This window comes from Streptosporangium sp. NBC_01639, assembly GCF_045209755.1.
Taxonomy (GTDB): Bacteria; Actinomycetota; Actinomycetes; order Streptosporangiales; family Streptosporangiaceae; genus Streptosporangium.
In genome coordinates this window covers 5,495,258-5,517,272 of sequence record NZ_CP109272.1, presented here as the reverse complement: position 1 = coordinate 5,517,272, position 22,015 = coordinate 5,495,258, and the positions used below count along the sequence as shown (strand labels likewise).

At 70.6% G+C, this 22,015-nt stretch carries 21 protein-coding genes; 9 read left to right on the top strand and 12 right to left on the bottom strand.

Annotated elements, in window-relative coordinates:
* The first annotated feature begins 49 nt into the window (after positions 1-49).
* Both cysC and OHA77_RS25295 read left to right on the top strand, forming a co-directional pair.
* Entirely contained in the window at positions 50-1,279 is a 1,230-nt protein-coding gene (cysC, locus tag OHA77_RS25300; RefSeq protein WP_406311967.1) for an adenylyl-sulfate kinase, read from the top strand.
* A gap of 45 nt (positions 1,280-1,324) precedes the next feature.
* A complete protein-coding gene (locus OHA77_RS25295) occupies positions 1,325-2,287 on the top strand; it encodes a sulfite exporter TauE/SafE family protein (protein ID WP_406311966.1) in 963 nt (320 codons plus the stop codon).
* On the opposite strand, the gene OHA77_RS25290 is transcribed toward OHA77_RS25295, so the two are convergent.
* On the bottom strand, positions 2,171-3,262 hold the full coding sequence (locus OHA77_RS25290) for a glycoside hydrolase family 26 protein (RefSeq protein WP_406311965.1): 1,092 nt from the start codon (positions 3,260-3,262) through the stop codon (positions 2,171-2,173). The genes OHA77_RS25295 and OHA77_RS25290 overlap by 117 nt on opposite strands.
* Before the next feature lie 289 nt (positions 3,263-3,551).
* On the opposite strand from OHA77_RS25290, the gene OHA77_RS25285 reads away from it, so the two are divergent.
* Genes OHA77_RS25285 through OHA77_RS25260 form a run of 6 tightly spaced genes read left to right on the top strand, consistent with a single transcriptional unit; the run spans position 3,552 to position 9,921 of the window.
* Complete coding sequence (locus tag OHA77_RS25285; RefSeq protein ID WP_406311964.1) at positions 3,552-4,700, top strand: Wzz/FepE/Etk N-terminal domain-containing protein; 1,149 nt, start codon at positions 3,552-3,554, stop codon at positions 4,698-4,700.
* Positions 4,697-5,989, top strand: a complete 1,293-nt coding sequence (locus OHA77_RS25280) for an O-antigen ligase family protein (RefSeq protein WP_406311963.1) — start codon at positions 4,697-4,699, stop codon at positions 5,987-5,989. The genes OHA77_RS25285 and OHA77_RS25280 overlap by 4 nt, the downstream gene beginning before the upstream one ends.
* On the top strand, positions 5,986-6,885 hold the full coding sequence (locus OHA77_RS25275) for a hypothetical protein (protein ID WP_406311962.1): 900 nt from the start codon (positions 5,986-5,988) through the stop codon (positions 6,883-6,885). Before OHA77_RS25280 ends, OHA77_RS25275 begins: the two co-directional genes overlap by 4 nt.
* On the top strand, positions 6,882-7,739 hold the full coding sequence (locus OHA77_RS25270) for a sulfotransferase domain-containing protein (protein ID WP_406311961.1): 858 nt from the start codon (positions 6,882-6,884) through the stop codon (positions 7,737-7,739). Before OHA77_RS25275 ends, OHA77_RS25270 begins: the two co-directional genes overlap by 4 nt.
* Positions 7,727-9,022 carry a lipopolysaccharide biosynthesis protein gene (locus tag OHA77_RS25265; RefSeq protein ID WP_406311960.1) on the top strand — a complete coding sequence of 432 codons (1,296 nt, stop codon included), beginning with the start codon at positions 7,727-7,729 and terminating at the stop codon, positions 9,020-9,022. The genes OHA77_RS25270 and OHA77_RS25265 overlap by 13 nt, the downstream gene beginning before the upstream one ends.
* The gene (locus OHA77_RS25260) at positions 9,019-9,921 is read left to right on the top strand and encodes a sulfotransferase (RefSeq protein WP_406311959.1); all 903 of its coding nucleotides are present in this window, start codon (positions 9,019-9,021) and stop codon (positions 9,919-9,921) included. The genes OHA77_RS25265 and OHA77_RS25260 overlap by 4 nt, the downstream gene beginning before the upstream one ends.
* 52 nt (positions 9,922-9,973) lie before the next feature.
* Here OHA77_RS25260 and OHA77_RS25255 read toward each other — a convergent pair whose 3' ends face one another.
* The 7 genes from OHA77_RS25255 to OHA77_RS25225 all read right to left on the bottom strand — a co-directional run bounded on the left by OHA77_RS25255 (position 9,974) and on the right by OHA77_RS25225 (position 17,370).
* Positions 9,974-10,813 (bottom strand): WecB/TagA/CpsF family glycosyltransferase, encoded by an 840-nt coding sequence (locus OHA77_RS25255; protein WP_406311958.1) that lies wholly within the window; start codon positions 10,811-10,813, stop codon positions 9,974-9,976.
* Complete coding sequence (locus OHA77_RS25250; protein WP_406311957.1) at positions 10,813-11,754, bottom strand: glycosyltransferase family 2 protein; 942 nt, start codon at positions 11,752-11,754, stop codon at positions 10,813-10,815. Before OHA77_RS25250 ends, OHA77_RS25255 begins: the two co-directional genes overlap by 1 nt.
* Positions 11,751-12,713 (bottom strand): sulfotransferase, encoded by a 963-nt coding sequence (locus tag OHA77_RS25245; RefSeq protein ID WP_406311956.1) that lies wholly within the window; start codon positions 12,711-12,713, stop codon positions 11,751-11,753. The genes OHA77_RS25250 and OHA77_RS25245 overlap by 4 nt, the downstream gene beginning before the upstream one ends.
* A 308-nt stretch (positions 12,714-13,021) precedes the next feature.
* On the bottom strand, positions 13,022-14,284 hold the full coding sequence (gene cysN / locus OHA77_RS25240) for a sulfate adenylyltransferase subunit CysN (protein WP_326825752.1): 1,263 nt from the start codon (positions 14,282-14,284) through the stop codon (positions 13,022-13,024).
* On the bottom strand, positions 14,284-15,198 hold the full coding sequence (cysD, locus tag OHA77_RS25235) for a sulfate adenylyltransferase subunit CysD (RefSeq protein ID WP_406311955.1): 915 nt from the start codon (positions 15,196-15,198) through the stop codon (positions 14,284-14,286). Before cysD ends, cysN begins: the two co-directional genes overlap by 1 nt.
* 19 nt (positions 15,199-15,217) lie before the next feature.
* Complete coding sequence (locus OHA77_RS25230) at positions 15,218-15,985, bottom strand: 3'(2'),5'-bisphosphate nucleotidase CysQ (protein WP_406311954.1); 768 nt, start codon at positions 15,983-15,985, stop codon at positions 15,218-15,220.
* Positions 15,985-17,370 (bottom strand): sugar transferase, encoded by a 1,386-nt coding sequence (locus tag OHA77_RS25225; RefSeq protein WP_406319869.1) that lies wholly within the window; start codon positions 17,368-17,370, stop codon positions 15,985-15,987. Before OHA77_RS25225 ends, OHA77_RS25230 begins: the two co-directional genes overlap by 1 nt.
* Positions 17,371-17,526: 156 nt before the next feature.
* On the opposite strand from OHA77_RS25225, the gene OHA77_RS25220 reads away from it, so the two are divergent.
* Entirely contained in the window at positions 17,527-18,072 is a 546-nt protein-coding gene (locus tag OHA77_RS25220; protein ID WP_326825755.1) for an exonuclease, read from the top strand.
* 49 nt (positions 18,073-18,121) lie between these two features.
* Here OHA77_RS25220 and pth read toward each other — a convergent pair whose 3' ends face one another.
* The 4 genes from pth to glmU form a co-directional block, all read right to left on the bottom strand.
* Entirely contained in the window at positions 18,122-18,727 is a 606-nt protein-coding gene (gene pth, locus OHA77_RS25215) for an aminoacyl-tRNA hydrolase (protein ID WP_326825756.1), read from the bottom strand.
* 63 nt (positions 18,728-18,790) lie between these two features.
* On the bottom strand, positions 18,791-19,393 hold the full coding sequence (locus OHA77_RS25210) for a 50S ribosomal protein L25/general stress protein Ctc (protein WP_406311952.1): 603 nt from the start codon (positions 19,391-19,393) through the stop codon (positions 18,791-18,793).
* 149 nt (positions 19,394-19,542) lie between these two features.
* Positions 19,543-20,520 carry a ribose-phosphate diphosphokinase gene (locus tag OHA77_RS25205; RefSeq protein WP_326825758.1) on the bottom strand — a complete coding sequence of 326 codons (978 nt, stop codon included), beginning with the start codon at positions 20,518-20,520 and terminating at the stop codon, positions 19,543-19,545.
* Positions 20,517-21,968 carry a bifunctional UDP-N-acetylglucosamine diphosphorylase/glucosamine-1-phosphate N-acetyltransferase GlmU gene (gene glmU / locus OHA77_RS25200; RefSeq protein WP_406311951.1) on the bottom strand — a complete coding sequence of 484 codons (1,452 nt, stop codon included), beginning with the start codon at positions 21,966-21,968 and terminating at the stop codon, positions 20,517-20,519. Before glmU ends, OHA77_RS25205 begins: the two co-directional genes overlap by 4 nt.
* Positions 21,969-22,015: the final 47 nt, after the last annotated feature.

Here is a 22,015-nt window from a genome sequence, read left to right as displayed (position 1 = left end):
GTGGGTAAGGTGGCGAAATCCGACTAATTCGATCGGGATTGTGGAGCTGATGACGGCGCCTTTCGACTGGACCCCCGACGCCCATGAGCTGGCCGATCTGGAGCTGCTGCTCTCCGGTGCCTTCCAGCCGCTGACCGGCTTTCTGAGCTCGGCGGACACGCACGCGGTGGAGGATCACGGCACGCTGGCCGACGGCACGCCGTGGCCCGCTCCCGTGTCGCTCACCCTGCCGGACGACCATCCCGCCGTCCCCGGCGACCGGATCACGCTACGCGACCCCGAGGGCGCCGCCCTGGCCGTGCTGACCGTCACCGAGCGCGCCGACGGTTCCGCCGCCGGGCCGGTGGAGGCGCTGGACGCGCCCGAGCACGGGCCGTTCGCCCGATTGCGCCGCACCCCCGCCGAGATCCGCAAGGAGTTCGCCGGCCGGGAGGTGCTGGCGGTCACCATGCGCGGACCGCTGGACGACCTGGAGGAGATCAGGGCGACCGCCGAGGAGTTGGACGCGGCCGTCCTGCTGCTCCCGCTGGCCTTCGGCGAAGGCGGGCCCGCGGTGGTCCGCGCCGCTCTGACGGCCCGCGACCGGCTGCCCGAGGGCACGCTCGTGGCCGTGGTGCCACTCGCGCCCCGGCAGGAGCCCAGCATCGACCTGGAGCTGCGCGAGCACGTGGCCGAGGCGTACGGCGCGACGGAGCACCTGGCCGGCCCCGAGCCCGTGACGCTTCCCGGGCCTCCGCACCGGCGGGGGCTGGTGGTCTTCTTCACCGGCCTGTCGGGTTCCGGCAAGTCCACGGTGGCACGAGGACTGCGGGACGCGCTGCTGGAGCGCGGCAGCCGTACGGTCACCTATCTGGACGGCGACGTGGTCCGCCACCTGCTGTCGGCGGGGCTGAGCTTCTCCAAACAGGACCGCGACCTGAACATCCGCCGGATCGGGTTCGTCGCCGCCGAGGCCGCCAGGCACGGCGGGCTGGCGATCTGCGCGCCCATAGCGCCCTACGCCGCCACCCGCGACGAGGTCCGCGCGATGGTCGAGGCCGTCGGCGCCGACTTCCTGCTGGTCCACGTGGCCACCCCGCTCGCCGAGTGCGAGCGCCGCGACCGCAAGGGACTCTACGCCAAGGCCAGGGCCGGGCTCATCCCCGAGTTCACCGGCATTTCCGACCCCTACGAGGAGCCCGACGACGCGGATCTGGTCGTCGACACCACGTCGATCAGTGTGGAGCGGGCCGTCCATCAGGTGCTGGACCCGTTGATCCAGGGAGGGTGGGTCCGTTGAGGACGCGGACACGCGTGGCGAACCAGAGGGAGGGGTGACCGGCCGGTGGCCATCGACCTGCCCCTCGCCATCGGCTCGTTCCTCGTCGCGATCGTCGTCGGTCTGACCGGCATGGGCGGCGGCGCGCTGATGACGCCGATGATGATGCTGTTCTTCAACGTGCCGCCCCTGGCGGCCGTCTCCAGCGACCTCGTCGCCTCCGCCGTGATGAAGCCGATCGGCGGGGTCGTCCACATGCGGCGGGGCACGGTCAACCTGCGGCTGGTCGGCTGGCTGTGCGCGGGATCGGTGCCCGCGGCATTCTGCGGCGTCCTCGTGGCCCGGTCCTTCGGAGACGGCGAGCAGGTCCAGCAGACGATCAAGTACGCCCTGGGCGGCGCACTGCTGCTGGCCGTCGCGGGGCTGGTCGCCAAGGCCTGGCTCTCGCGGCACGAGGATCGCGCGGGGAAGGTCTCGGCGGACCTCGGCGAGATCGTCGTGCGCGCATTTCCGACCTTACTGGTCGGTATGATCGGTGGCCTGGTCGTCGGGATCTCGTCCGTGGGCTCGGGATCACTGATCATCGTGGCGCTGCTCGCGCTCTACCCCGCGCTGAAGGCCAACCAGCTCGTCGGCACCGACCTCGTCCAGGCCGTCCCCCTGGTCGTGTCGGCCGCCCTCGGCCACCTGCTCTTCGGCGACTTTCAGCTCGACGTCACCACCTCGCTGCTGGCCGGTTCGATTCCCGGCGTCTACCTGGGCGCGCGGATCTCGGCCCGGGCGCCCGGCGGGATCATCCGGGCGCTGCTCGCGGTGGTGCTGCTGGCGTCCGCCCTGAAGCTTCTCGACGTGGGAAACGCGGCCACGCTCTGGATCCTGGCCGCCGCCGTGGCGGCCGGAGCCACCGGGTGGTCACTGCTCGGGCACCGCACCCGCCCGGAGGGCGGAGTCACGGGCGAGGTCGGAGAAGGTCCGCAGGCCGCCGGGAGTGGTGTCGAACCGGGTGTCCCCCCGGGGCGCACGCGGTGAGTCGAAGTAGACCAGTGCCTTGATCTGCGGATAGAGCCGCATCTCCCGGCGGACCGAGGAGAAGAACGACTCCTTGAACCCGGGCTCGGCACGGCGCTCGAACACGCCCCACTCGGCGATCATGATGGGCTTCGTCGGGAAGCGCGACTGCATCCACCGGTAGAACCCGGGCCAGCCGGCGAACTCCTCACGGGTCTTGTTGACCAGCCCGTCGAAGCTGCGCACCCTGTCGTCGGCATAGGGGTCCATGGCCACCCAGTCGACCACGTCGTCACCGGGGTAGAGCCTCTCGAACCACGGCTCGGCCGCCCAGTTGGGCGCACCCATGTAGGTCATGACCGTGACCGCGTTCGTCACGCCCCGCTGCCTCAGCCGCAGCACCACGTGCCGGAACATCGCGGAGTAGTCCTCAGCGGTCATCCCCGAACCCGGCCTCTCCCGCACGTCGTTCTCCGGCTCGTGGTGCACGGTCAGGAAGAACCTCTCGGGAAAGCTCCCGCGGACGTGGTCGGCCAGCCGGTCGATCCGCCGGTCGATCGCACCACCGGCGATCTCCGCCCAGGTGTGGTCGAAGGACGGCTTCCAGTTGACCAGCAGCAGCCTGCGACCGGCGGGATCACGCGCGATCGCCCGCTCCTCGGCGGTCGGGAAGAGCTCCGAACCCCGGTGGTAGACGTGCATGATGTCGGCGGGGCGGCCCATCCGCTCCTCGGCCCGCTCCAGCGCCCGCCCGGGACGCCTCCCGGTGAAAACCTCCGGAGCGACCCCCCACCACACCCCGCACGAGGGGACGAGCCTGACGGTGACCTCGCAGTCGGGCGCCGACGGGCGGATGCCCAGCAGCGCGTCGACCCGGGCCGCGACGCGCTCCGGCGGCTCCCCGGCGGCCTCCGGCGGGTGAGCGCACCCGGCCGCGCCGAGGGCAAGGAGAAGACCCGCGACGCCAATTTTCGACTTGCGTGACAATATCCCCAAAAAGGGACCTATCCCATGCAACGGTTCCTCACAGCTGCTTCGCGTGCGCGTTTCCCGACTTTACCCGCAGCACACCCTCCCATCCTCCGGACGTGCCGTGTCGCGGACTTCGCCGGTCCACACCGCCTCTCATTCAAGAGCGGGAGGAAATATCGGATAAACGCTAGTTATCGCACCGTGATCGGCATCACCGGCATGAAGAAAATCCTGCGTATCGAGTCGGAGAAATGGCCACCCGACCTATAGTTTCCAGGGTCCTGAAGCATCGACACCGCCCGAAAGGGACCTCATGAGCCTGCCGCCGGATGCCCCCGTCCGCCGCTCCGGCGGGGATCTGGCGGACTACATGTCCTTTCTCCGCCGCAGATGGCCGACCCTCCTGGTCTTCCTCCTGGCCGGATCGGCCGGCGGAGCCGCCCTGTTCGGGCTCACCCCGCCCGCCTACACCGCCTCCGCCCAGGTGCTGGTGGCCGCGACCGGCCTCCCCGAGCAGACCAACCAGGTGACCAGCCGGCAGCGCGAGGCGCTCAACCTCGACACCGAGGTGCAGATCGCCCAGTCCGCGACGGTCGCCAAGAAGGTCAAGGCCGCGCTCAAGCGCACGCCGGGGCCCGTCGAGGTGTCCGTGCCGCCCAACACCTCGATCCTGCAGATCTCCTACACGGCCGCCGACCCGCACGCCGCGGCCACCGGTGCCGACGCCTACGCCCAGGCCTATCTCGACAACCGGCGCGAGTCCGCCACGCAGGCACTGGACGCACAGCTCACGACGCTTCTCACCAAACTGAAACAGGTCAATGCCAGCCTGGTCACCGTGGTGGACTCGCTCCCCACGCTGGCACGGGGCACCACCGGGCGGACCATCGCCCTGCAGCGGCAGAACGTCCTCAGCCGACAGGTCTACCAACTCACCGTCAGATACGACGCGCTCAAGACCATCGCCGTCACCCCCGGGTCGGTGATCAGCGACGCGGTCGCACCGGCCAGGCCCGGCTCCCCCAGCGCCCCCCTCCATCTCGGCAGCGGCCTCATGCTCGGGCTGCTCGCCGGGGTCGGCGTCGCCTGGGGCCGCGACCGCCTGGACACCCGGATCCGTGCGGGCTCCGACATCAAGCGCCTGACCGGTCTCGACATCGTCGGCGCCCGGGAGATCAAGGAGTTGACGGGCACGGGGAGCGCCGTACTGCTGGTCAGCGTGCCGGGCACGTCCTCGCGGGACGTGACGCAGGCCGTACGGCAGCTCAACGAGCGCGGCATCCCGGTGCTCGGCGCGGTCGTCACCCCGCCGGGCAGGGCGCCTGCCACCTCCACCCCCCGCGACTCCGGCCCGTCCTCCGGCTCCCGCGGCTCCGGCCCGTCCTCGGCGAGGAGGGGCTCCGCCCGGAACCGGCGCGCACCGGGCCCGCCTCCGACCGACACCCTGGTCTTCCCTTCATGAGAGGCCTGCATCGGGCGGCCTGGCCGATCGCCGCGCTGCTGGTGGGATACCCGCTCTGGTGGGTTCTGGGTTTCGGCGGGCTGTCGGTGATCGTGCTGGCGGTGCCGATGGGGCTGATCCTCCTGCGCCGGAGGCCGATCAGGGCGCCACGGGGGTTCGGGCTCTGGCTGCTGCTGCTGGCCGGCTACCTGGTCAGCGCCCTCATGCTCGACGAGATGCCCCCGGGCACCTACGGCGAGCTCGGCGCCGGACGGGTGATCGGCTACGTGATGCGCCTGCTCCTCTACCTCTCATTGATGATCATGGTGCTCTACCTGGGCAACCTGACCGAGCAGGAGCTGCCGCAGCTCACCCTGGTGCGCATGCTCGGCACACTGTTCGTCACGACCGTCGTGGGCGGCCTGCTCGGCGTGATCGCCCCGCACGCCGACTTCACCTCACCGGTCGAGCGGATCCTGCCCGGGTGGGTCAGCGGCAACCCCTTCGTCCGCAACCTGATCCACCCCACCACCGCCCAGGTGCAGAAGGTCCTCGGCCACGCCTCCCCACGCCCGGAGGCCCCGTTCGAGTGGGCCAACGCCTGGGGCAGCAACATCTCGGTGCTGCTCATCTGGTTCGTGGTCGGCTGGTGGGTGTACGGCGGGCCGCGCAGGCGCCTGGCCGTGGCCCCGCTGATCGCCCTGGCCGCCATCCCGATCGTCTACTCCCTCAACCGCGGCCTCTGGATCGGCCTGGGTGTCGCCACCGCCTACCTGTTCCTGCGGCTGGGGTCGAGGGCCCGCGTCGTGGTCTGCTCGGCCACCGCCTGCGGGGCGCTGGTGTTCTTCCTCAGCCCGTTGCAGGCGATGGTGGCCCAGCGGCTGGACAGCCCGCACAGCAACGACATCCGCGCCTTCACCGTGTCGGCGACCGTCGCCGCCGCGAGCACCTCCCCGATCATCGGCTACGGCAACACCCGCAACGCGACGGGCAACCACCGCACGGTCACCACCGGGAAGACCGACTGGTGTGACACCTGCGGCCATCCCCCGCTGGGCAGCGACGGCCAGATCTGGCATCTGCTGATCACCCAGGGGTTCGTCGGAGCCGCGCTCTACGTGGCGTTCTTCACCGGGGCCGTCCGCCGCCACTGGCGCGACCGGAGCCCGATCGGGCTGGCCGGAGTCCTGGTGATGATCCTGACCCTGCTCTACATGTTCGTCTACGACGGGCTGGTCACGCCGCTCAGCCTGTATCTGATCTCGTTCGCACTGCTCTGGAGGAACTCCGTGGCGGGCAGGACCACATGAACGACGCCCGTGTCCGGCTGCGCTATCTCGGCGAGACCCTCGGCCTGCTGTTCCCCGGTCCCGGCGAGGACCGGCCCTACAGCGTGCTCCCCCATCCCCTTCTCCCCCGCAGGCTGGTCCCCCGCGTCTGGTGGCACCCCGGCGGGAAGACCGTTGTCCCGGTGGGGGAGGACACGATCGAGACCTATCTCAGCGAGGTGCTGAGCGCTCCGGTCAGGGTCGTGCTGCACATCCGGCCCGCCCTGCGGGTCAACCGCAAACCGATCCTGGAGGCCCACACCCCGGACGGGCTGGCCGCCTTCGTGAAGATCGGCGACACCGACCGGGTCCGCGAACTCATCGCGAACGAGGCACGGGCCCTTCACCTGCTCGCCGGTGCGCCGCTGAAGACCGTCGTCCCGCCGTCCGTGCTGCACCACGGATCCTGGCACGGCCTGTCGGTGCTGGCGCTCGGCCCGCTCCCCGTACGGCGCGGCCGGATCCCCGGTGACCTGCTCGTCGACGCCGTCGACGAGATCAGCCGGATCCCCGACCATGGGTCCGCCTGGCACGGTGACTTCTCCCCGTGGAACATCGCGCGCGGCGCGGACGGGCGGCTGCTGGTCTGGGACTGGGAGCGGTTCGCCACCGGGGTGCCGCACGGCTTCGACGCCGTCCACCACTTCTTCCAGCGTGCCCTGCGCCGCACCGACCCGGCGACCGCCGCGCGGGCCTGCCTGGCGCAGGCCCTGCCCGTCCTGGCCCCGTTCGGGCTGTCGGCCGCGGAGGCCAGGCTGACCGCCGTCCGTTACCTGATCACGCTGGCGGACCGGCACGCGGCCGACGGCCACACGCCGTTCGGGCCGCCCGAGCGCTGGCTCAACCCCGTCGTCGACTTCCAGGAGACACTTACGTGAAGCCCAGGCTGAAGCGTTCCGTCCACGTCCTCTCGCGGACCACCGGACGCCTCACCGCCCAGAGCCGGGTGCTGCCCTCCTTCCTGATCGTCGGGGCTCAGCGCTCCGGCACCACCTCCCTCTACCGGGCGCTGGCCCAGCACCCGCTGATCCTCAAGCCGGTGCTGCACAAGGGCGTGCACTACTTCGACGTGGCCTACGACCGGGGCCTTCTCTGGTATCGCGCGCACTTCCCGCTACGGGTCACGGCCGCCCGGCTGGCACGCCGGTACGGCTGCCGGCCCCAGACCTTCGAGTCGTCGCCCTACTACCTGTTCCACCCGCTCGCCTGTCCCCGGATCGCCTGGGACCTGCCCGGCGTGAAGATGATCGTGCTGGTCCGCGACCCGGTGGAACGGGCCTTCTCGGCGCACGCCCACGAGCTGGCGCGGGGCTTCGAGACCGAACCCTCCTTCCCCAGGGCCGTGGAGCTGGAGGAGGGCAGGCTGGCCGGGGCGGTGGCGGGGCTGCGCGCCTCCCCCTACTCGCTGCACCACTCCCACCGCCACCACGCCTACCTGGCCAGGGGCCGCTACGCCGAGCAGCTCACCCCGCTGGAGCCGCTGATCGGCCGGGATCGGCTGCTCGTCCTGGACAGCGGGCGCTTCTTCACCGAGCCGGAGGTCGTCTACGACCGGGTGCTGGAGTTTCTCGGGCTGCCGCACATCGGCGATCCGGTGTTCGAGCGGCACAACGCCCGGCCCCGGCCCGCGCCGATGCCCGAGTCGCTGCGCCGGGAACTGACCGACCACTTCGCGGAGTCCGACGCCCTGCTGACCTCGTGGCTCGGCGCGGAGCCGACATGGCGGCGCTGACCTCCGCCCGGCTGCCCCGTCTGAACGGGACGGCGCGGGGCGGGCTGGCCGGGCTGGTGGGGGCCGGCATCGGCGCCGCCGCGCAGTTCGGGGTGGTCGTGCTGGTCACCCGGGGAGCCGGGCAGGAGACCGCGGGCATCTTCTTCGCGGCGACCGCGCTCTGCCTGATGGCCGGGGGGATCCTGCGGATGGACGCCGGCAACGGACTGGTCTATTTCATCGCCCGGTCCCGGCCGTTCGGATACCGCTGCACCCGCGGCTACGTCCGCGCGGCGCTCGTCCCCGTCGCGACCCTCTCACTGCTCGCCGGGGCGGTGGCCGCCGCGACCGCGCCCGACCCCGCGGTCCGGGTGCTGGCGGCGGCGCTGCCGGTGATGACCTGTGCGGACATCGCGGTGGCCGCGACCCGCGGACTCGGTGCGATGCGGCCGACCGTGCTGCTGAGCGGCATACTCCAGCCGACGGCCCAGCTCGTGCTGGTCGGCGCCGTGGTGCTGGCGGATGCGGAGTCGGTGCCGTTGCTCGCGGCGGCCTGGGCGCTGCCGTCCCTGCCGGTCCTGGTGCTGTCGGTGCTCTGGCTGCGCGGCCGGCTGCCGGACACGCCCTATCTGCCGGGCACCGCCCACGACTTCTGGCGTTATACCTGGCCCCGGTCGCTGGCCGCCGCGATCCAGGCGGTGTTCCAGCGGCTGGACATCGTGGTGGTGGCGGTGCTGGCCGGGCCGGTCGAGGCGGCGGTGTACACCGCCGCGACCCGGTTCAAGGTCGTCGGCCAGCTCGTCAACCAGGGCCTGACCCAGGCTGTGCAGCCGAGGCTGGTGCGCGCGCTGGCCGAGGGTGACCTGGCGCGCGCCGGTGAGCTGTATCAGTCGGCCACCGGCTGGCTGGTCCTGCTGACCTGGCCGATCTGGCTGGGCTACGCCGTGCTCGCACCGTGGCTGCTCGGCCTGTTCGGCGGTGGTTACGCCTCCGGCGTCCCGGTGGCGCTCGTGCTGGCCGTGACGATGATGCTGGCCACTGCCTGCGGGATGGCCGACGTGGTGCTGACCGCCGCCGGGCACACCGGTGCCAGCCTGGCCAACCTGGTCGCCGCCATCGCGGTGACCGTGGCGCTGGACGTGACGCTGGTCCCCGGCTGCGGGGCGCTCGGCGCCGCCCTCGGCTGGGCCGGTGGCACACTGGTCAAGAACCTGCTCCCCCTGTGGCTGATCCACCGCCGTCACGGGCTGCACCCCTTCGGCGTGCACAGCCGGGCCGTCCTGGCGTCGTGGCGGGCGCGATGACGCCCGTCCTGGTGACCGGACTGCCGAGGAGCGGCACGAGCTGGACGGGCAAGATGCTCACGGCGAGCGGTGAGCTGGTCTACGTCAACGAGCCGCTGAACCCGCAGCGCCCGCCGGGGCGCTCCCCCGGGGTGCTCAACGCCCTGGTGGCCCACCGTTTCCAGTACATCTGCCCGGACAACGACGGAGCCTGGCTGCCCGCCTTCACCGACACGGTCGCGCTGCGCTACCGGTTCACCGCCGAACTGCGCCGCAACCGCTCGCCGTACGACCTGGCGCGGATGGTCCGGTACGGCACCGCGTTCACCTTCGGCCGGCTGGCCGGGCGCCGGGCGCTGCTGGACGATCCGTTCGCGCTGTTCTCGGCCGGCTGGTTCGCCGAGCGGCTGGGCTGCCGGGTGGTCATCCTGCTGCGCGACCCCGTGTCGTTCGTCGGGAGCTGGCAGCGGCTCGGCTGGACGATCTACTTCCACGAACTGCTCGAACAGCCCCTGCTCCTCCGCGACCACCCGCACCTTGAGGAGCTCCGCTCGCTGGTGGGCTGCCAGGACCGCCTCGCCAAGGCCGTCGCACTGTGGCGGGCGGCCAGAACGGTCGCCGTCGACCTGGCCGCCCGGCATCCGGGAATCCTGCTGGTCCGCTACGAGGACCTGGCCTCCGCCCCGCAGCACGGCTTCCGCCGCCTGTACGAGTGGGCGGGCCTGACCTGGTCCGCCCGCGCCGAGGCACGCATCTCCCGCGCGTGTACGGCAGCCGCCACCACAGCCGGCGGCTTCACCTGGAGCGGTCTGTCCCGTACCGCCTACCGGCCGATGGACTCCCGCCAGGCCCTGGCCACGGCGGCCGGTCGGCTGACCGCCGAGGAGATCCACCGGGTCAGGGAACTGGCCACCCGGTAGGGGAGGCGGCTCGCGGTGCACCGTCGCCGGTCATCGGCCGGCCCCGCGGGGGTCAGGAGAACAGCCGGCGGAACAGGCAGGCGGTGAGCAGCCAGAGCGCGAACGGCAAGTCGTGGAGCAGGTAGCGGCGGGCCAGTCGGCCCGGCTCGTTGAGCAGTCGGAAGAACCATTCCAGGCCTGCCCGCTGCATCCACGTGGGTGCCCGGCGCACCGCTCCGGCCGCGAAGGAGATGGCCGAGCCGCAGCCGACGAACCAGGTGCCGGGCAGGTCCTTGCGGAGCATCGCGATGAGCCGGTCCTGTTTGGGGAAGCCGAGGCCGACGAAGACCAGCCGGGGACCGGCGGCCACCACCGCGTCCCTGACCTCCTGGCAGCTCTCGGGGCTGGCCTCGAACCCGTACGGCGGGGTGTCCGTTCCGGCGACGAGCAGCCCGGGGTAACGGTCGATCAGCCGGTCGGCCGCCGCCCCGGCCACCCCCGGCGGACCGCCGAGCAGGTAGATCGGATAGCGGTAGAAGGTGGCGGCCTCCGTCAGGGACCAGATCAGGTCGGCACCGGCGACCCGGCCGGGCAGGGGGGTGCCGAGCAGCTTCGCCGCCCACACCAGCGGCATGCCGTCGGCCACCACCAGGTCGGCGCCTTCGATGATCTTGCGTACCTCGGGGTCGCGGGAGGCGGCCCAGCTGATGTCGACGTTCGGAGTGACCAGGTGGCCGCCGTCACCCCGCTTCAGCGTTTCGACCACGTGGTCGACGACCTCGCCCTCGGTCATCGGGTCGATCGCGAGACCGGCCACGCGCACCCTGCGGCGCATGCGCCTGCGGGTGGCCCTGTCCGGTCGCGGCCGCTGGTGCGGGACGCTCAACGCCTCCTGGATGGCCCGCAGCGCCATCAGATGCCGCGCCCACGGTGATGCAGCGTGCTGAGCACGGCCTGGGCCGACACCAGACCGGCCGCCACGGCGAGCGCGATGGGCGCGCGGGGTTCGCCGTGCCGTGCGGTGAAGGCCCGCCAGGCCCAGCGGGCCGCCTCCCGTCGCCGGCCGAGGGCGGCGTGGTGGAAGGCGAGCTGACCGTAGACCCGCGCCGCGCCGCGCGGATCCACGGCCAGATCAGGGTGCCGGGCGAGCATCCACTCCAGCCCGGCGATCCGGTCGGCCCACCGGGTCGCGTACAGGGACGCACCCCAGCGGACGCGCACCAGAGGACGGTCGACATGCACGATCGGGTGACGCGCGGCGGCGCGCAACGCCAGGTCCCAGTCCTCGTTCTGACCACCCGGCGCGCTCTCGTCGACCCAGAACGCGCCGCGCCGGAACAGGAACGTCGAGGAGTGCACCATCACCATGCGTGAACGCAGCAGGTGGGCCCGGGTGACCAGATCGGTCCCGGCCAACCGGGCCACCCGGCGCGAGCCGTACTCGACCTCGATGGCGGCACTGGCGAACCCCGCGCCCGGAACCGCCGCCAGCGCGGCGACCTGCGCGGCGACCTTGCCGGGCAGCCACTGGTCGTCGTCGTCGCAGAAGGCCACCAGGTCGGTGCCGAGCGCCGCGATACCGGTGTTTCGGGCCCCCGGCAGACCGGGAGAGAGCCGGTTCGCCACCACCCGGACGCTGCGTGAGATCGTCTTCTCCCGCTGTGTCTCCGGTGACCTGCTGGCCAGCAGGTCGGCCAGTCGGTCGGTGACCGAATCCGGGTCGCCGCCGTCCACGACGATCACGATCTCCATCGATCCGGAGTGCTCCTGGCTGAGCGCGGCACACGTGGCCGAGCGCAACTGGTCCGGCCGACGTCCTCGCGTGGGGATGACCACGCCCACCGATTGACTCACGCCAGTCTCCCGAGATATCCGTACTTGTTCATGAGTGGCCAGGTCAGTGCGGTGACCAGGCGTTGGTGCCGGGCCGAGGCGGCGGTGCGCCAGCCGTCGTCCGGGGTCAGGCCGATCCGGCCGACCGTGAAGCGCATGGGGTTGCCCGAGGCCGTGTGGGCCATCGAGAGCTCGGCCTCGCGATCGGCCAGGAAGTCGAAGCGGGGCCGGAGACCGATCCTGGCGACCAGCCGTCTGAGTGTGCCGGCGGGAGTCTCCAGGAGATCTTCGTAGCGGATCCGGGTGACGGAGACGCCTCTGCGTGCCAGGAGTTCGAGGCTGAGGTTCTGGGCCAGCCAGTGCATCGAGGTGCGGGCCGGTGACCATCGGGTCATCGGCCGGCCGTCCTCGGGGCGCGCGACCCGCCTGCCCCAGGAGTGCGCGACCGCGCGGGGGTCACGGACGACGTGCACGACGTGCACGTCGACTCCGGCGGCCGCCAGGCAGAAGGCCAGGGAGGCGTGCTTGCTGGAGTCGATCACGATCGGGCAGCCGGCCGCCTCTCCTGCGGCGTCGTACAGGCGGCGGTGGGCGGCGACGTACTCTCCGAGTCCGCTCAGGCCGGGGGACGGCCAGGCGGCGAGGGAGCCCGCCTGCCCGTCGCTGAGGAGCTGGGCCAGGGTGGGGATGCGCCGGGTGCGGTCCACCCGCTGCCTGAGCGTGAGCATCCGGTGGGCCAGCCCCTCGGACCAGCCGCCGAACGCGCGCTCGCCGACCTTACGCCAGAACGGGCACGCCCCGAACGGCCGGCCGCACCCGCAGGCCTCATCCGCCAGCACGCCTCTCGTCCAGAGGTGGACGACCTCCCCGAGCGGTGCGATGCCGGGCACCTCGCCGAGGAGGCGCTCCAGCAGCGTGGTGCCGCTGCGGCCGAGGCCGCCCACGAAGACGACCCGGGTTGGGGAGGGAGTATCAGACACAGGCACGAATCCTTACCCGATGGATACGGAACGTGCCGACAGTAGCGCGGAGAGTTACCAAGCGGTCAACGAACAGGCAAAGGATCTACCTGGGGATGCCACGGTCCGTATCGCACACCGGCCCCCTCCGCCACGCCCGTGCTGCGGGTGCGGTGGAGGGGGCCGGCGTGCGGTGCGACGGAAAGCCGGGGCCGGGGAGGGCCGGTGTGCGGTGCGACGAGAGCCGGGGCCGGGCGGAGCACGGTGCGGCGAGAGCCGGGGCCGGGCGGCGGTGCCGGCCGGAGCACGGTGCGCGCCCGGCGAGGACCCTACTTCGCGTCGACGATCATCCCGGCGCCCACGGTGTTGCTGGTGGACTCGTCCACCAGGATGAAGCCACCGGTCAGGCGGTTTCTCGCGTAGTCGTCCACGAACAGCGGCTGGGTGACCCGGAGCGAGACCCGTCCGATCTCGTTCAGGCCGAGCGACGGGGCCTCCTCGTCGCGGTGCAGGGTGTTGACGTCCAGCCGGTAGTGCAGGTCGCGGACCAGGGCGCGGGCCGTGCGGGTGGTGTGCTTGATGGTCAGCTTGGTGCGCGGGCCCAGCTTGCTGGCGTCGGTCATCCAGCAGACCATCGCCTCCAGTTCCTGGGCGACGTGCGGCTGGTTGTTCGGGCGGCAGATCATGTCGCCGCGCGAGATGTCGATGTCGTCCGCCAACCGGAGAGTCACCGACATCGGCGCGAACGCCTCCTCCACCGGCCCGTCGAAGGTGTCGATCGACGCGATCCTGGTGACCAGGCCGGAGGGCAGGTGCATGACCTCGTCACCCGGCTTGAGCACGCCGCCGGCGACCTGTCCGGCGTAGCCCCGGTAGTCGTGGAAGGCCGGGTCCGTGGCCCGCTGCGGACGGATGACGTACTGCACGGGGAAGCGCACGTCGACCAGGTTCCGGTCGGAGGCGATGTGCACGTGCTCCAGGTGGTGCAGCAGGGAGGAGCCGTTGTACCAGGGCATGTTCTCCGAACGCGAGACCACGTTGTCGCCGTGCAGCGCCGAGATCGGGATGAACGTCAGGTCGGGCGCGTTCAACTTCGCCGCGAACGAGCTGAACTCCTCACGGATCTCCTCGAACCGCTCCTGGGAGTAGTCGACGAGGTCCATCTTGTTCACGGCCAGCACCAGGTGCGGCACCCGCAGCAGCGTGGTCAGGAAGGCGTGTCGCCGTGACTGCTCCAGCACGCCCTTGCGCGCGTCGATCAGCACGATCGCCAGGTCGGCCGTGGAGGCGCCGGTGACCATGTTCCGGGTGTACTGGATGTGCCCGGGGGTGTCGGCGATGATGAACTTGCGCTTGGGGGTGGCGAAGTAGCGGTAGGCCACATCGATCGTGATGCCCTGCTCGCGCTCGGCCCGCAGGCCGTCGGTGAGCAGCGACAGGTCGGTGTACTCGGTGCCTCGGTCACGGGAGGTGCGCTCGACGGCCTCAAGCTGATCTTCGAAGATCGCCTTGGAGTCGAAGAGCAGCCGCCCGATGAGGGTCGACTTTCCGTCGTCGACGCTTCCCGCCGTGGCAAAGCGAAGAATATCCATCAGAAGTAGCCTTCCCTCTTGCGGTCTTCCATCGAGGCCTCGGAGGCGCGGTCATCGGCACGGGTGGCGCCGCGCTCGGTGATCCGGGTGACGGCGATCTCGTCGATAATCTCCTCGACCGTCACGGCGGCGGACTGGACGGCGCCGGTGCAGGTCACGTCGCCGACCGTGCGGTAACGGACCATCGCGTCGAAGAGCGGCTCGTCCTCGTCGCGGACGATGAAATCGCTGTCGGCCAGCAGCATGCCGTCCCTCTCGAACACCTTGCGCGTGTGCGCGAAGTAGATCGACGGGATCTCGATGCCCTCCCGGCGGATGTAGTCCCAGATGTCGAGCTCGGTCCAGTTGGACAGCGGGAACACCCGGATGTGCTCACCCTTGTGGATCCTGGCGTTGTAGAGGTTCCACAGCTCGGGGCGCTGGCTCTTCGGATCCCACTGGCCGAACTCGTCGCGGAAGGAGAACACCCGCTCCTTGGCGCGGGCCTTCTCCTCGTCGCGGCGGGCACCGCCGAACACCGCGTCGTACTCGTTGTCCTCGATCGCGTCCAGCAGGGTGGTGGTCTGCAGGCGGTTGCGGGAGGCCCTGCGGCCGGTCTCCTCGGTCACCCGGCCGGCGTCGATGGACTCCTGCACGCTGGCCACGACCAGGCGGGCGCCCAGCTCCTCGGCACGGCGGTCACGGAACTCGATGACCTCGGGAAAGTTGTGCCCGGTGTCGACGTGCATCAGCGGGAAGGGGATCGGCGCGGGCCAGAAGGCCTTCTCCGCGATGCGGAGCATGACGATCGAGTCCTTGCCGCCGGAGAAGAGCAGACACGGACGCTCGAACTCGGCCGCCACCTCACGCATGATGTGAACGGCCTCTGCCTCGAGGACATCGAGCTGCGACGTTGTGTAGTCGCTCTGGAGCATCAGACTCTCCTAGCGGGGATTATCGGTGCAGATCCCGGATTCCAGCGAGCAACGTTGGTGCCAGTCCCGGTAGGGAAACAAGAATATCCGGCAGTGAGGGGTCCCCTTGGTTGTAGACCAGGGGGGAGCCGTCGACGCGGCTGGCGTGGGCACCCGCGGCGAGGGCCACGGCCACCGGCGCGGCGGAGTCCCATTCGTACTGGCCACCGGCGTGCACGTAGGCCTCGACCTCTCCGGTGAGCACCGCGGAGATCTTGGCGCCCGCCGATCCGATCGGGACCAGGTCGGCGCCGGCGAGCCGGGCCAGCTCCTGGACGAACTCCGGCGGCCGGGTCCGGCTGACCGCGATCCGCGGCCTGGCGTCCGGCCGGAACGCGGGAAGCACGGGAGGTTGCGAGGTCGACAGCGTCCGGCCCTGGGCAGGCAGCGCGACCGCTCCCGCGGTCAGCTCACCCCGCTCCCAGAGCGCCACGTGGACCGCCCAGTCGCTCCGGCCCTCCTCGGCGAACTCACGGGTGCCGTCCAGCGGATCGACGATCCAGACGCGCTCGGCCCGCAGCCGGCGAGGGTCGAGGCGCTCCTCCCCGGTCGCCTCCTCCGACAGCACGCTGTCAGCCGGGCGCGACCGCGCCAGAGCCTCCATCAGGAACAGGTGCGCGGACGCGTCACCCTCCTTGCGGAGTCCGGAGGGGTCGGCGAACCCCTCCTTCTCCCGCAGGGCCAGCAGCCTCTCGCCGGCCTCCGCTGCCAGGTCCGTGGCGAGAACATGATCGTCACGAATCATCATCAGTACGCTCCAGATCCTCGTGCGACAGCCGACCAAGTCTTCCACAGGATCTGCAGGTCCAGCGTGAGAGACCAATTCTCGACATAACGCAGATCCAGCCGGACGGATTCCTCCCAGGACAGGTCGGATCGGCCGCTCACCTGCCAAAGGCCGGTCATCCCCGGCTTGACCAACAGCCTGCGCCGGACGTCGTCTCCGTACCGGGCGACCTCGTCCGGTAGTGGCGGCCGGGGTCCGACCAGCGACATATGTCCGAGCACCACATTGATCAGTTGGGGCAGTTCGTCCAGGGAGTGGCGGCGGAGGCGGGCTCCCAGCGGGGTCACCCGCGGATCTTTCCTAATCTTGAACAACACGCTCTGCCCGTCCCCGGTGAGGTCGATCCGCTGCCGCTCGGCGTCGACGCCCATGGTGCGGAACTTGTAGATGGTGAATTCGGCGCCGCCCCGGCCCACCCGTCTCTGGCGGAAGAACGCGGGCCCCGGACCCGACATCCGTACGGCCGCCGCCAGACCGGCGAGGAGGGGCAGCAGGGCGACCAGCAGCAGCCCGGCCCCGATCCGGTCGAAGAGGTTCTTGACCACCTGGCGCATGCCCGTGATCTCGGGATGCTCCACGTGCAGCAGCGGTAGCCCGGCCACCGGGCGGATCGTGATCCGAGGGCCGGCGACCTCCATGAGCGCCGGCGCCACGACGAGGTCGGTGTCGGTCTTCTCCAGCCTCCAGGCCAGCCGCCGCAGCGCCACCCCGTCCATCTCCGGGCAGGCCAGCACGGCCACGGTGTCCGCCGTGACCTGCCCGACCACGAGTGCGACGTCGGAGAGACCTCCCAGGACGGGAACGCCCTCCACGTCGCCCAGGCCGTCGCGCGGCATGCAGACCCCGACGATCTCCATGCCGTGGTGGCGCTCCCGGCGGAAGCGGCGGATCAACTCGGCGGTCGCGGACCGGTGACCCACCGCCAGCACCCGCCGCATGCAGTCGCCCCGCGCCCGCCTCCGGTGCAGCCGGCAGCGCAGGCCGTAGCGCGCCAGGAGGGTGAGCGCCGTCGACAGCGGGATCGCCAGCACCACGTAACCGCGGGCCACGTCGGTCTTGGTGACATAGGCACCGATGGCGGCGGCCGCGGTGAGCGTGAACCCGCACTGGAGGATCCGCTGGAACTCCTCCGGTCCCAGGCCGAACAGGCGGGGCTCGTAGGCACGGTTCAACGCGACCGCGCAGACCCAGAGGAGGGGGAGCGCGGCGCTCACCATTACATAGGGAGCGACATACGGAGTAATCTCGCCGAAGCGGACGGAGAGTGCGAGGAAGCCGGCGAGAGCCGCGGAGCCGATGTCGGCGACGACCACCCGTGCTCGATATCCGCGCACCCAGCCCGGCATGCGGAGGCGAGGCGTCGTCGCGGATCTCGGTATCGCCTGGACGACGGTCACGTCGCGCACGCGCTCTCCCTGCGTAACCAATCATCAACGGACAGTGACCGAATGCTAGCGGGGAGTGGAAGGGCCGGAGGGTTGAAGACCGAAACGTACATCTCTGTGGATATTGAGGCTGATGGCCCGATCCCCGGGCCGTATTCGATGGTCAGCTTCGGCATGGCCGTGGCGGGGCGGATGACCGGGAAGGTCTTCGAACCGGTCGATCCGCAGCTGCACACCTTCTACGCCGAGCTCAAGCCGATCAGTGACGACCACGTGCCCGAGGCGCTCGCCGTCAGCGGGCTGGACCGGGAGGCACTGATCCGCGACGGCCTGGAGCCGGTCGACGCGATGAGGGGCGCCACCGCGTGGATCCGCGAGGTGTGCGCCGCCGGCACCCCGGTGCTGGCGGCCTACCCGCTCTCCTACGACTGGATGTGGATGTACTGGTACTTCATGCGCTTCGGCGGTGTCTCACCATTCGGGCACTCACGCTGCATCGACATCAAGACGCTCTACGCCGCCAAAGCGGGTGTGCCGATCGGCTGGGCCACCAAACGGCAGATGCCCAAGCACCTGCGCTCCGCACGGCCGCACACCCACAACGCGCTCGACGACGCGATCGAGCAGGCCGAACTGCTGCAGAACCTGATGGCCTTCGGCTGATCCCGGGGTCCGGGCGACGCCGTACGGCGCGGCCCGGCCGGTGCTCGCGCTACCGGGGCGGGCCGGAGACGTTCAGGTCGCCGGCGTGGAAGGCGTTCTGGGTCGCCTCAAGACCTGAGGTGATCAGTGACTCCACCACGTCGGCGGCCCGGTCGACCAGGAACGGCAGGTCCTTGCGCTCGACGGTGACGAAGTCCCGCAGGACGTAGGACGCGGCGTCCATCCGGCCGGGCGGACGGCCGATGCCGAAGCGCACCCGCAGGTAGTCCTTGGTGGCGAGCGACTTGGTGATCGACTTCAGCCCGTTGTGGCCGTTGTCGCCGCCGCCCAGCTTGGCCCGGAGCGCGCCGTAGGGGATGTCCAGCTCGTCGTGGACCGCGATCACGCGCGCCGGGTCCACCTTGTAGAAGTCGGCCAGCGCCTTGACCGGCCCGCCCGAGAGGTTCATGAAGGACAGCGGCTTGGCCAGCACCGCGGGGGCGCCCGCCAGGCGGCCCTCCAGCACCTCGGCCCGCGACCTGTGTGCCTTGAACCGTCCGCCGGACCGTGCGGCGAGCTCGTCGAGCACCATGAAACCCGCGTTGTGCCGGTTACCGGCGTACTCCGGCCCGGGGTTCCCCAGGCCCACGACCAACCAGCGGTCCACGGTCGGCATCCCTTCATATGCGCGTCAGGGCAGCCCGGTTTCGAGCTGCCCTGACAGGTGTAGCAGAGAAAACTACTCGGCGGACTCGCCCTCGGGAGCCTCGGCGGTCTCGGCGGCCTCGCCCTCGGCGGCCTCGGGCTCGCCGGTCGGGGTCGCGGTGACGTGCAGCACCAGTGTCTCCGGGTCGGCGATCAGGCTGGTGCCCTCGGGCAGCTTCAGCTCACCGGCGGTGAACTGGGTGCCGATCTCCATGCCCTCGACGTCGACCTCGACACCCGTCGGGATGTGGGTGGCCTCGGACTCGACCGAGATGGAGACGAGCTGCTGGTCGAGGATGCCGTCGGCCACCTCGCCCACCACGGTGACGGGGATGTCGATGGTGACCTTCTCACCGCTCTTGACGAGGAGGAGGTCGACGTGCTCGAGGAAGCCCCTGATCGGGTCGCGCTGGACGCCCTTGGGCAGCGCCAGCTCGGTGGCCGCGCCCTGGAGGCGGATCAGCACGTTCGGCGTGCGCAGGGCGAGCAGGAGCTCGTGGCCCGGGAGGATCAGGTGCTGGGGGTCCGTGCCATGCCCGTAGAGAACGGCGGGCACCTTGTCCTCGCGACGGATCTTGCGGGCGGCACCCTTGCCGAACTCGCTGCGGGGCTCGGCGTTGATGAGTACTTCGGGCATGACGGATCTCCTAGGGATCTTCGACGGAGCGGGATGGTGCGTTCCCCCTCACCCGCCCTAGCGGAAGGCGTTACGAACGCACGCAATCTGTATAGCCTAGCGGATGTTTTCCAGGGGCCCGCCCGGCCGGCTCGGCCGCCGGCAGACGGTCAGCTGTCGCCTTCGAACAGACTGGTCACCGAGCCGTCGCTGAAGACCTCGTTGATCGCACGGGCGATCATCGGAGCGATGGACAGCACCGTGAGCTTGTCGAACCTCTTCTCCTCCGCGAGCGGCAGGGTGTTGGTGACGATCACTTCGGAGATCTTGGAGTTCTTCAGGCGGTCCACCGCCGGGTCGGAGAACACCGCGTGCGTGGCGGCCACGAGCACGTTGGCGGCACCCTGCTCGTACAGCGCGTCGGCCGCCTTGCAGATCGTTCCGGCGGTGTCGATCATGTCGTCGATCAGCACGCAGGTGCGGCCACGGACCTTGCCGACGACCTCGCTCACCTTCACCTGGTTGGCGACCTCAAGGTCGCGGCGCTTGTGGATGAAGGCCAGCGGGGTGCCCAGCGTGTCGGCCCAGCGCTCCGAGAGCCGCACCCGGCCGGTGTCGGGCGAGACGACCGTGGTCGTCTCCAGGTCGAGCTTGTCCTTGAGGTAGTCGACCAGCACCGGCATGGCGAACAGGTGGTCCACCGGGCCGTCGAAGAAGCCCTGGATCTGGGAGGTGTGCAGGTCGATCGACATCAGCCGGTCGGCGCCCGCGGTCTTGAACATGTCGGCCATCAGCCGGGCGGTGATGGGCTCACGGCCCCGGCTCTTCTTGTCCTGGCGGGCGTAGCCGAAGAACGGCATGATCACGGTGATCCGTTTGGCGGAGGCGCGCTTGAGCGCGTCCACCATGATCAGCTGCTCCATGATCCACTGGTTGATGGGCTCGGTGTGGCTCTGGATGACGAACGCGTCGGAGCCCCGGACCGACTCCGGGTAGCGGGCGTAGATCTCGCCGCTGGCGAAGTCGCGGAGCGTGGTGGGGGTGATGTCCATTCCGAGGTGGCTGGCCACCTCCTCGGCGAGCTCCGGATGCGCCCGTCCGGAGAAGAACATGAGGTTCTTCTCACCGGTCAGCTTGATGCCACTCACGACTTGCTCCCCTGCTGGTTCCCGGCCTCGGCGGCCTTCAGCGCCGCGTCGGCCGACTTGGTGCCCGCGCGCCTGCGCACGACCCACCCTTCAATGTTGCGCTGCCGCCCGCGGGCCACGCCGATCGCCCCCGCGGGGACGTCGCTGTCGATGACCGAGCCCGCGGCGGTGTATGCGCCGTCGCCGATGTTCACCGGCGCGACGAGCATGGTGTCGCACCCGACGAAGGCGCGTTCGCCCACCGTCGTCCGGTGCTTGTTGACGCCGTCGTAGTTGACGAAGATCGCCGAAGCGCCGATGTTCGCTCCGGCGCCGATCGTCGCGTCGCCCACGTAGGACAGGTGAGGAACCTTGGCACCCTCGCCCACCTGGGCGTTCTTCATCTCGACGTAGGTGCCCGCCTTGGCCTTGCGGGCGAGCACAGTGCCCGGCCGCAGGTAGGCGTAGGGGCCCACCAGTGCCTCGGGGCCGATCTCGGCCTCGACGCAGACGGCGTTGCGGACCACCGCGCCCTCGCCGACGACCGTGTCGGTCAGCGTGCAGGCCGGTCCGATCTCGGCTCCCTCCGCGACGGCCGTACGGCCGTGCAGCTGGGTGCCCGGGTGGATCACCACGTCCTGTTCCAGGGTCACGTCCACGTCCACCCAGGTGCTGGCCGGGTCGATCACCGTGACCCCCGCGCGCATGTGGGTCTCCAGCAGCCGGGAGTTCAGCACCGTGCGGGCGAACGCGAGCTGCACCCGGTCGTTGACGCCCTCCACCTCGACGTAGTCGGCGGCGACGTGCGCGCCGACCCGGTGGCCGTCCTCCCGCAGGATGGACAGGACGTCGGTGAGATATTCCTCGCCCTGGACGTTGGCGGTGGACACCCGCTTGACCGCGTCGGCCAGCAGCGCTCCGTCGAACGCGTAGACGCCGGAGTTCATCTCCCGGACCGCCCGCTGCTCGGGGCTGGCGTCCTTCTCCTCGACGATCTCCAGGACCGCTCCCGTGGTGTCACGGATGATGCGGCCGTAGCCGTACGGGTCGGGGACCTCGGCGGTCAGCACGGTGACGGCGTTGCGGTCCTGTTCGTGCCGCTCCAGCAGGGTGGCCAGGGTGTCGGCCCGCAGCAGCGGCGTGTCCCCGTAGGTGACCAGGACGGTGCCGTCGATGGTCCCGGCCGTTTCGAGCACGATTCTGACCGCGTGGCCGGTCCCCCGTTGCTCAGCCTGCACGACGACCTGGGCATCCGGGCTGGTCCGCGCCAGATGGGCGTGGACCCGCTCTCGTTCGTGCCCTATGACAACAATGAGCCGCTCGGGTCTGAGACCTCGAGCGGCGGTGAGCATGTGGTCGACCAGGGTACGGCCGCACAGCTCGTGCAGGATTTTCGGTGTTTTCGACTTCATCCGGGTGCCCTCGCCTGCGGCAAGGACGATGACGGCGGCCGGGCACGGCACACTCACGGACGAGGCTCCCTCGGCATCGCGGCTGAGACATGAAAGGGCGGGAC

What these genes read in the sequence shown, in the direction of transcription:
- cysC (WP_406311967.1), top strand. Translation starts at nt 50, where the DNA reads ATGACGGCGCCTTTCGACTGGACCCCCGACGCCCATGAGCTGGCCGAT.
- OHA77_RS25285 (WP_406311964.1), top strand. Translation starts at nt 3,552, where the DNA reads ATGAGCCTGCCGCCGGATGCCCCCGTCCGCCGCTCCGGCGGGGATCTG.
- OHA77_RS25280 (WP_406311963.1), top strand. Translation starts at nt 4,697, where the DNA reads ATGAGAGGCCTGCATCGGGCGGCCTGGCCGATCGCCGCGCTGCTGGTG.
- OHA77_RS25275 (WP_406311962.1), top strand. Translation starts at nt 5,986, where the DNA reads ATGAACGACGCCCGTGTCCGGCTGCGCTATCTCGGCGAGACCCTCGGC.
- OHA77_RS25265 (WP_406311960.1), top strand. Translation starts at nt 7,727, where the DNA reads ATGGCGGCGCTGACCTCCGCCCGGCTGCCCCGTCTGAACGGGACGGCG.
- OHA77_RS25260 (WP_406311959.1), top strand. Translation starts at nt 9,019, where the DNA reads ATGACGCCCGTCCTGGTGACCGGACTGCCGAGGAGCGGCACGAGCTGG.
- OHA77_RS25255 (WP_406311958.1), bottom strand. Translation starts at nt 10,813, where the DNA reads ATGGCGCTGCGGGCCATCCAGGAGGCGTTGAGCGTCCCGCACCAGCGG.
- cysN (WP_326825752.1), bottom strand. Translation starts at nt 14,284, where the DNA reads ATGGATATTCTTCGCTTTGCCACGGCGGGAAGCGTCGACGACGGAAAG.
- cysD (WP_406311955.1), bottom strand. Translation starts at nt 15,198, where the DNA reads ATGCTCCAGAGCGACTACACAACGTCGCAGCTCGATGTCCTCGAGGCA.
- OHA77_RS25230 (WP_406311954.1), bottom strand. Translation starts at nt 15,985, where the DNA reads ATGATGATTCGTGACGATCATGTTCTCGCCACGGACCTGGCAGCGGAG.
- OHA77_RS25225 (WP_406319869.1), bottom strand. Translation starts at nt 17,370, where the DNA reads ATGCCGGGCTGGGTGCGCGGATATCGAGCACGGGTGGTCGTCGCCGAC.
- pth (WP_326825756.1), bottom strand. Translation starts at nt 18,727, where the DNA reads ATGCCGACCGTGGACCGCTGGTTGGTCGTGGGCCTGGGGAACCCCGGG.
- OHA77_RS25210 (WP_406311952.1), bottom strand. Translation starts at nt 19,393, where the DNA reads ATGCCCGAAGTACTCATCAACGCCGAGCCCCGCAGCGAGTTCGGCAAG.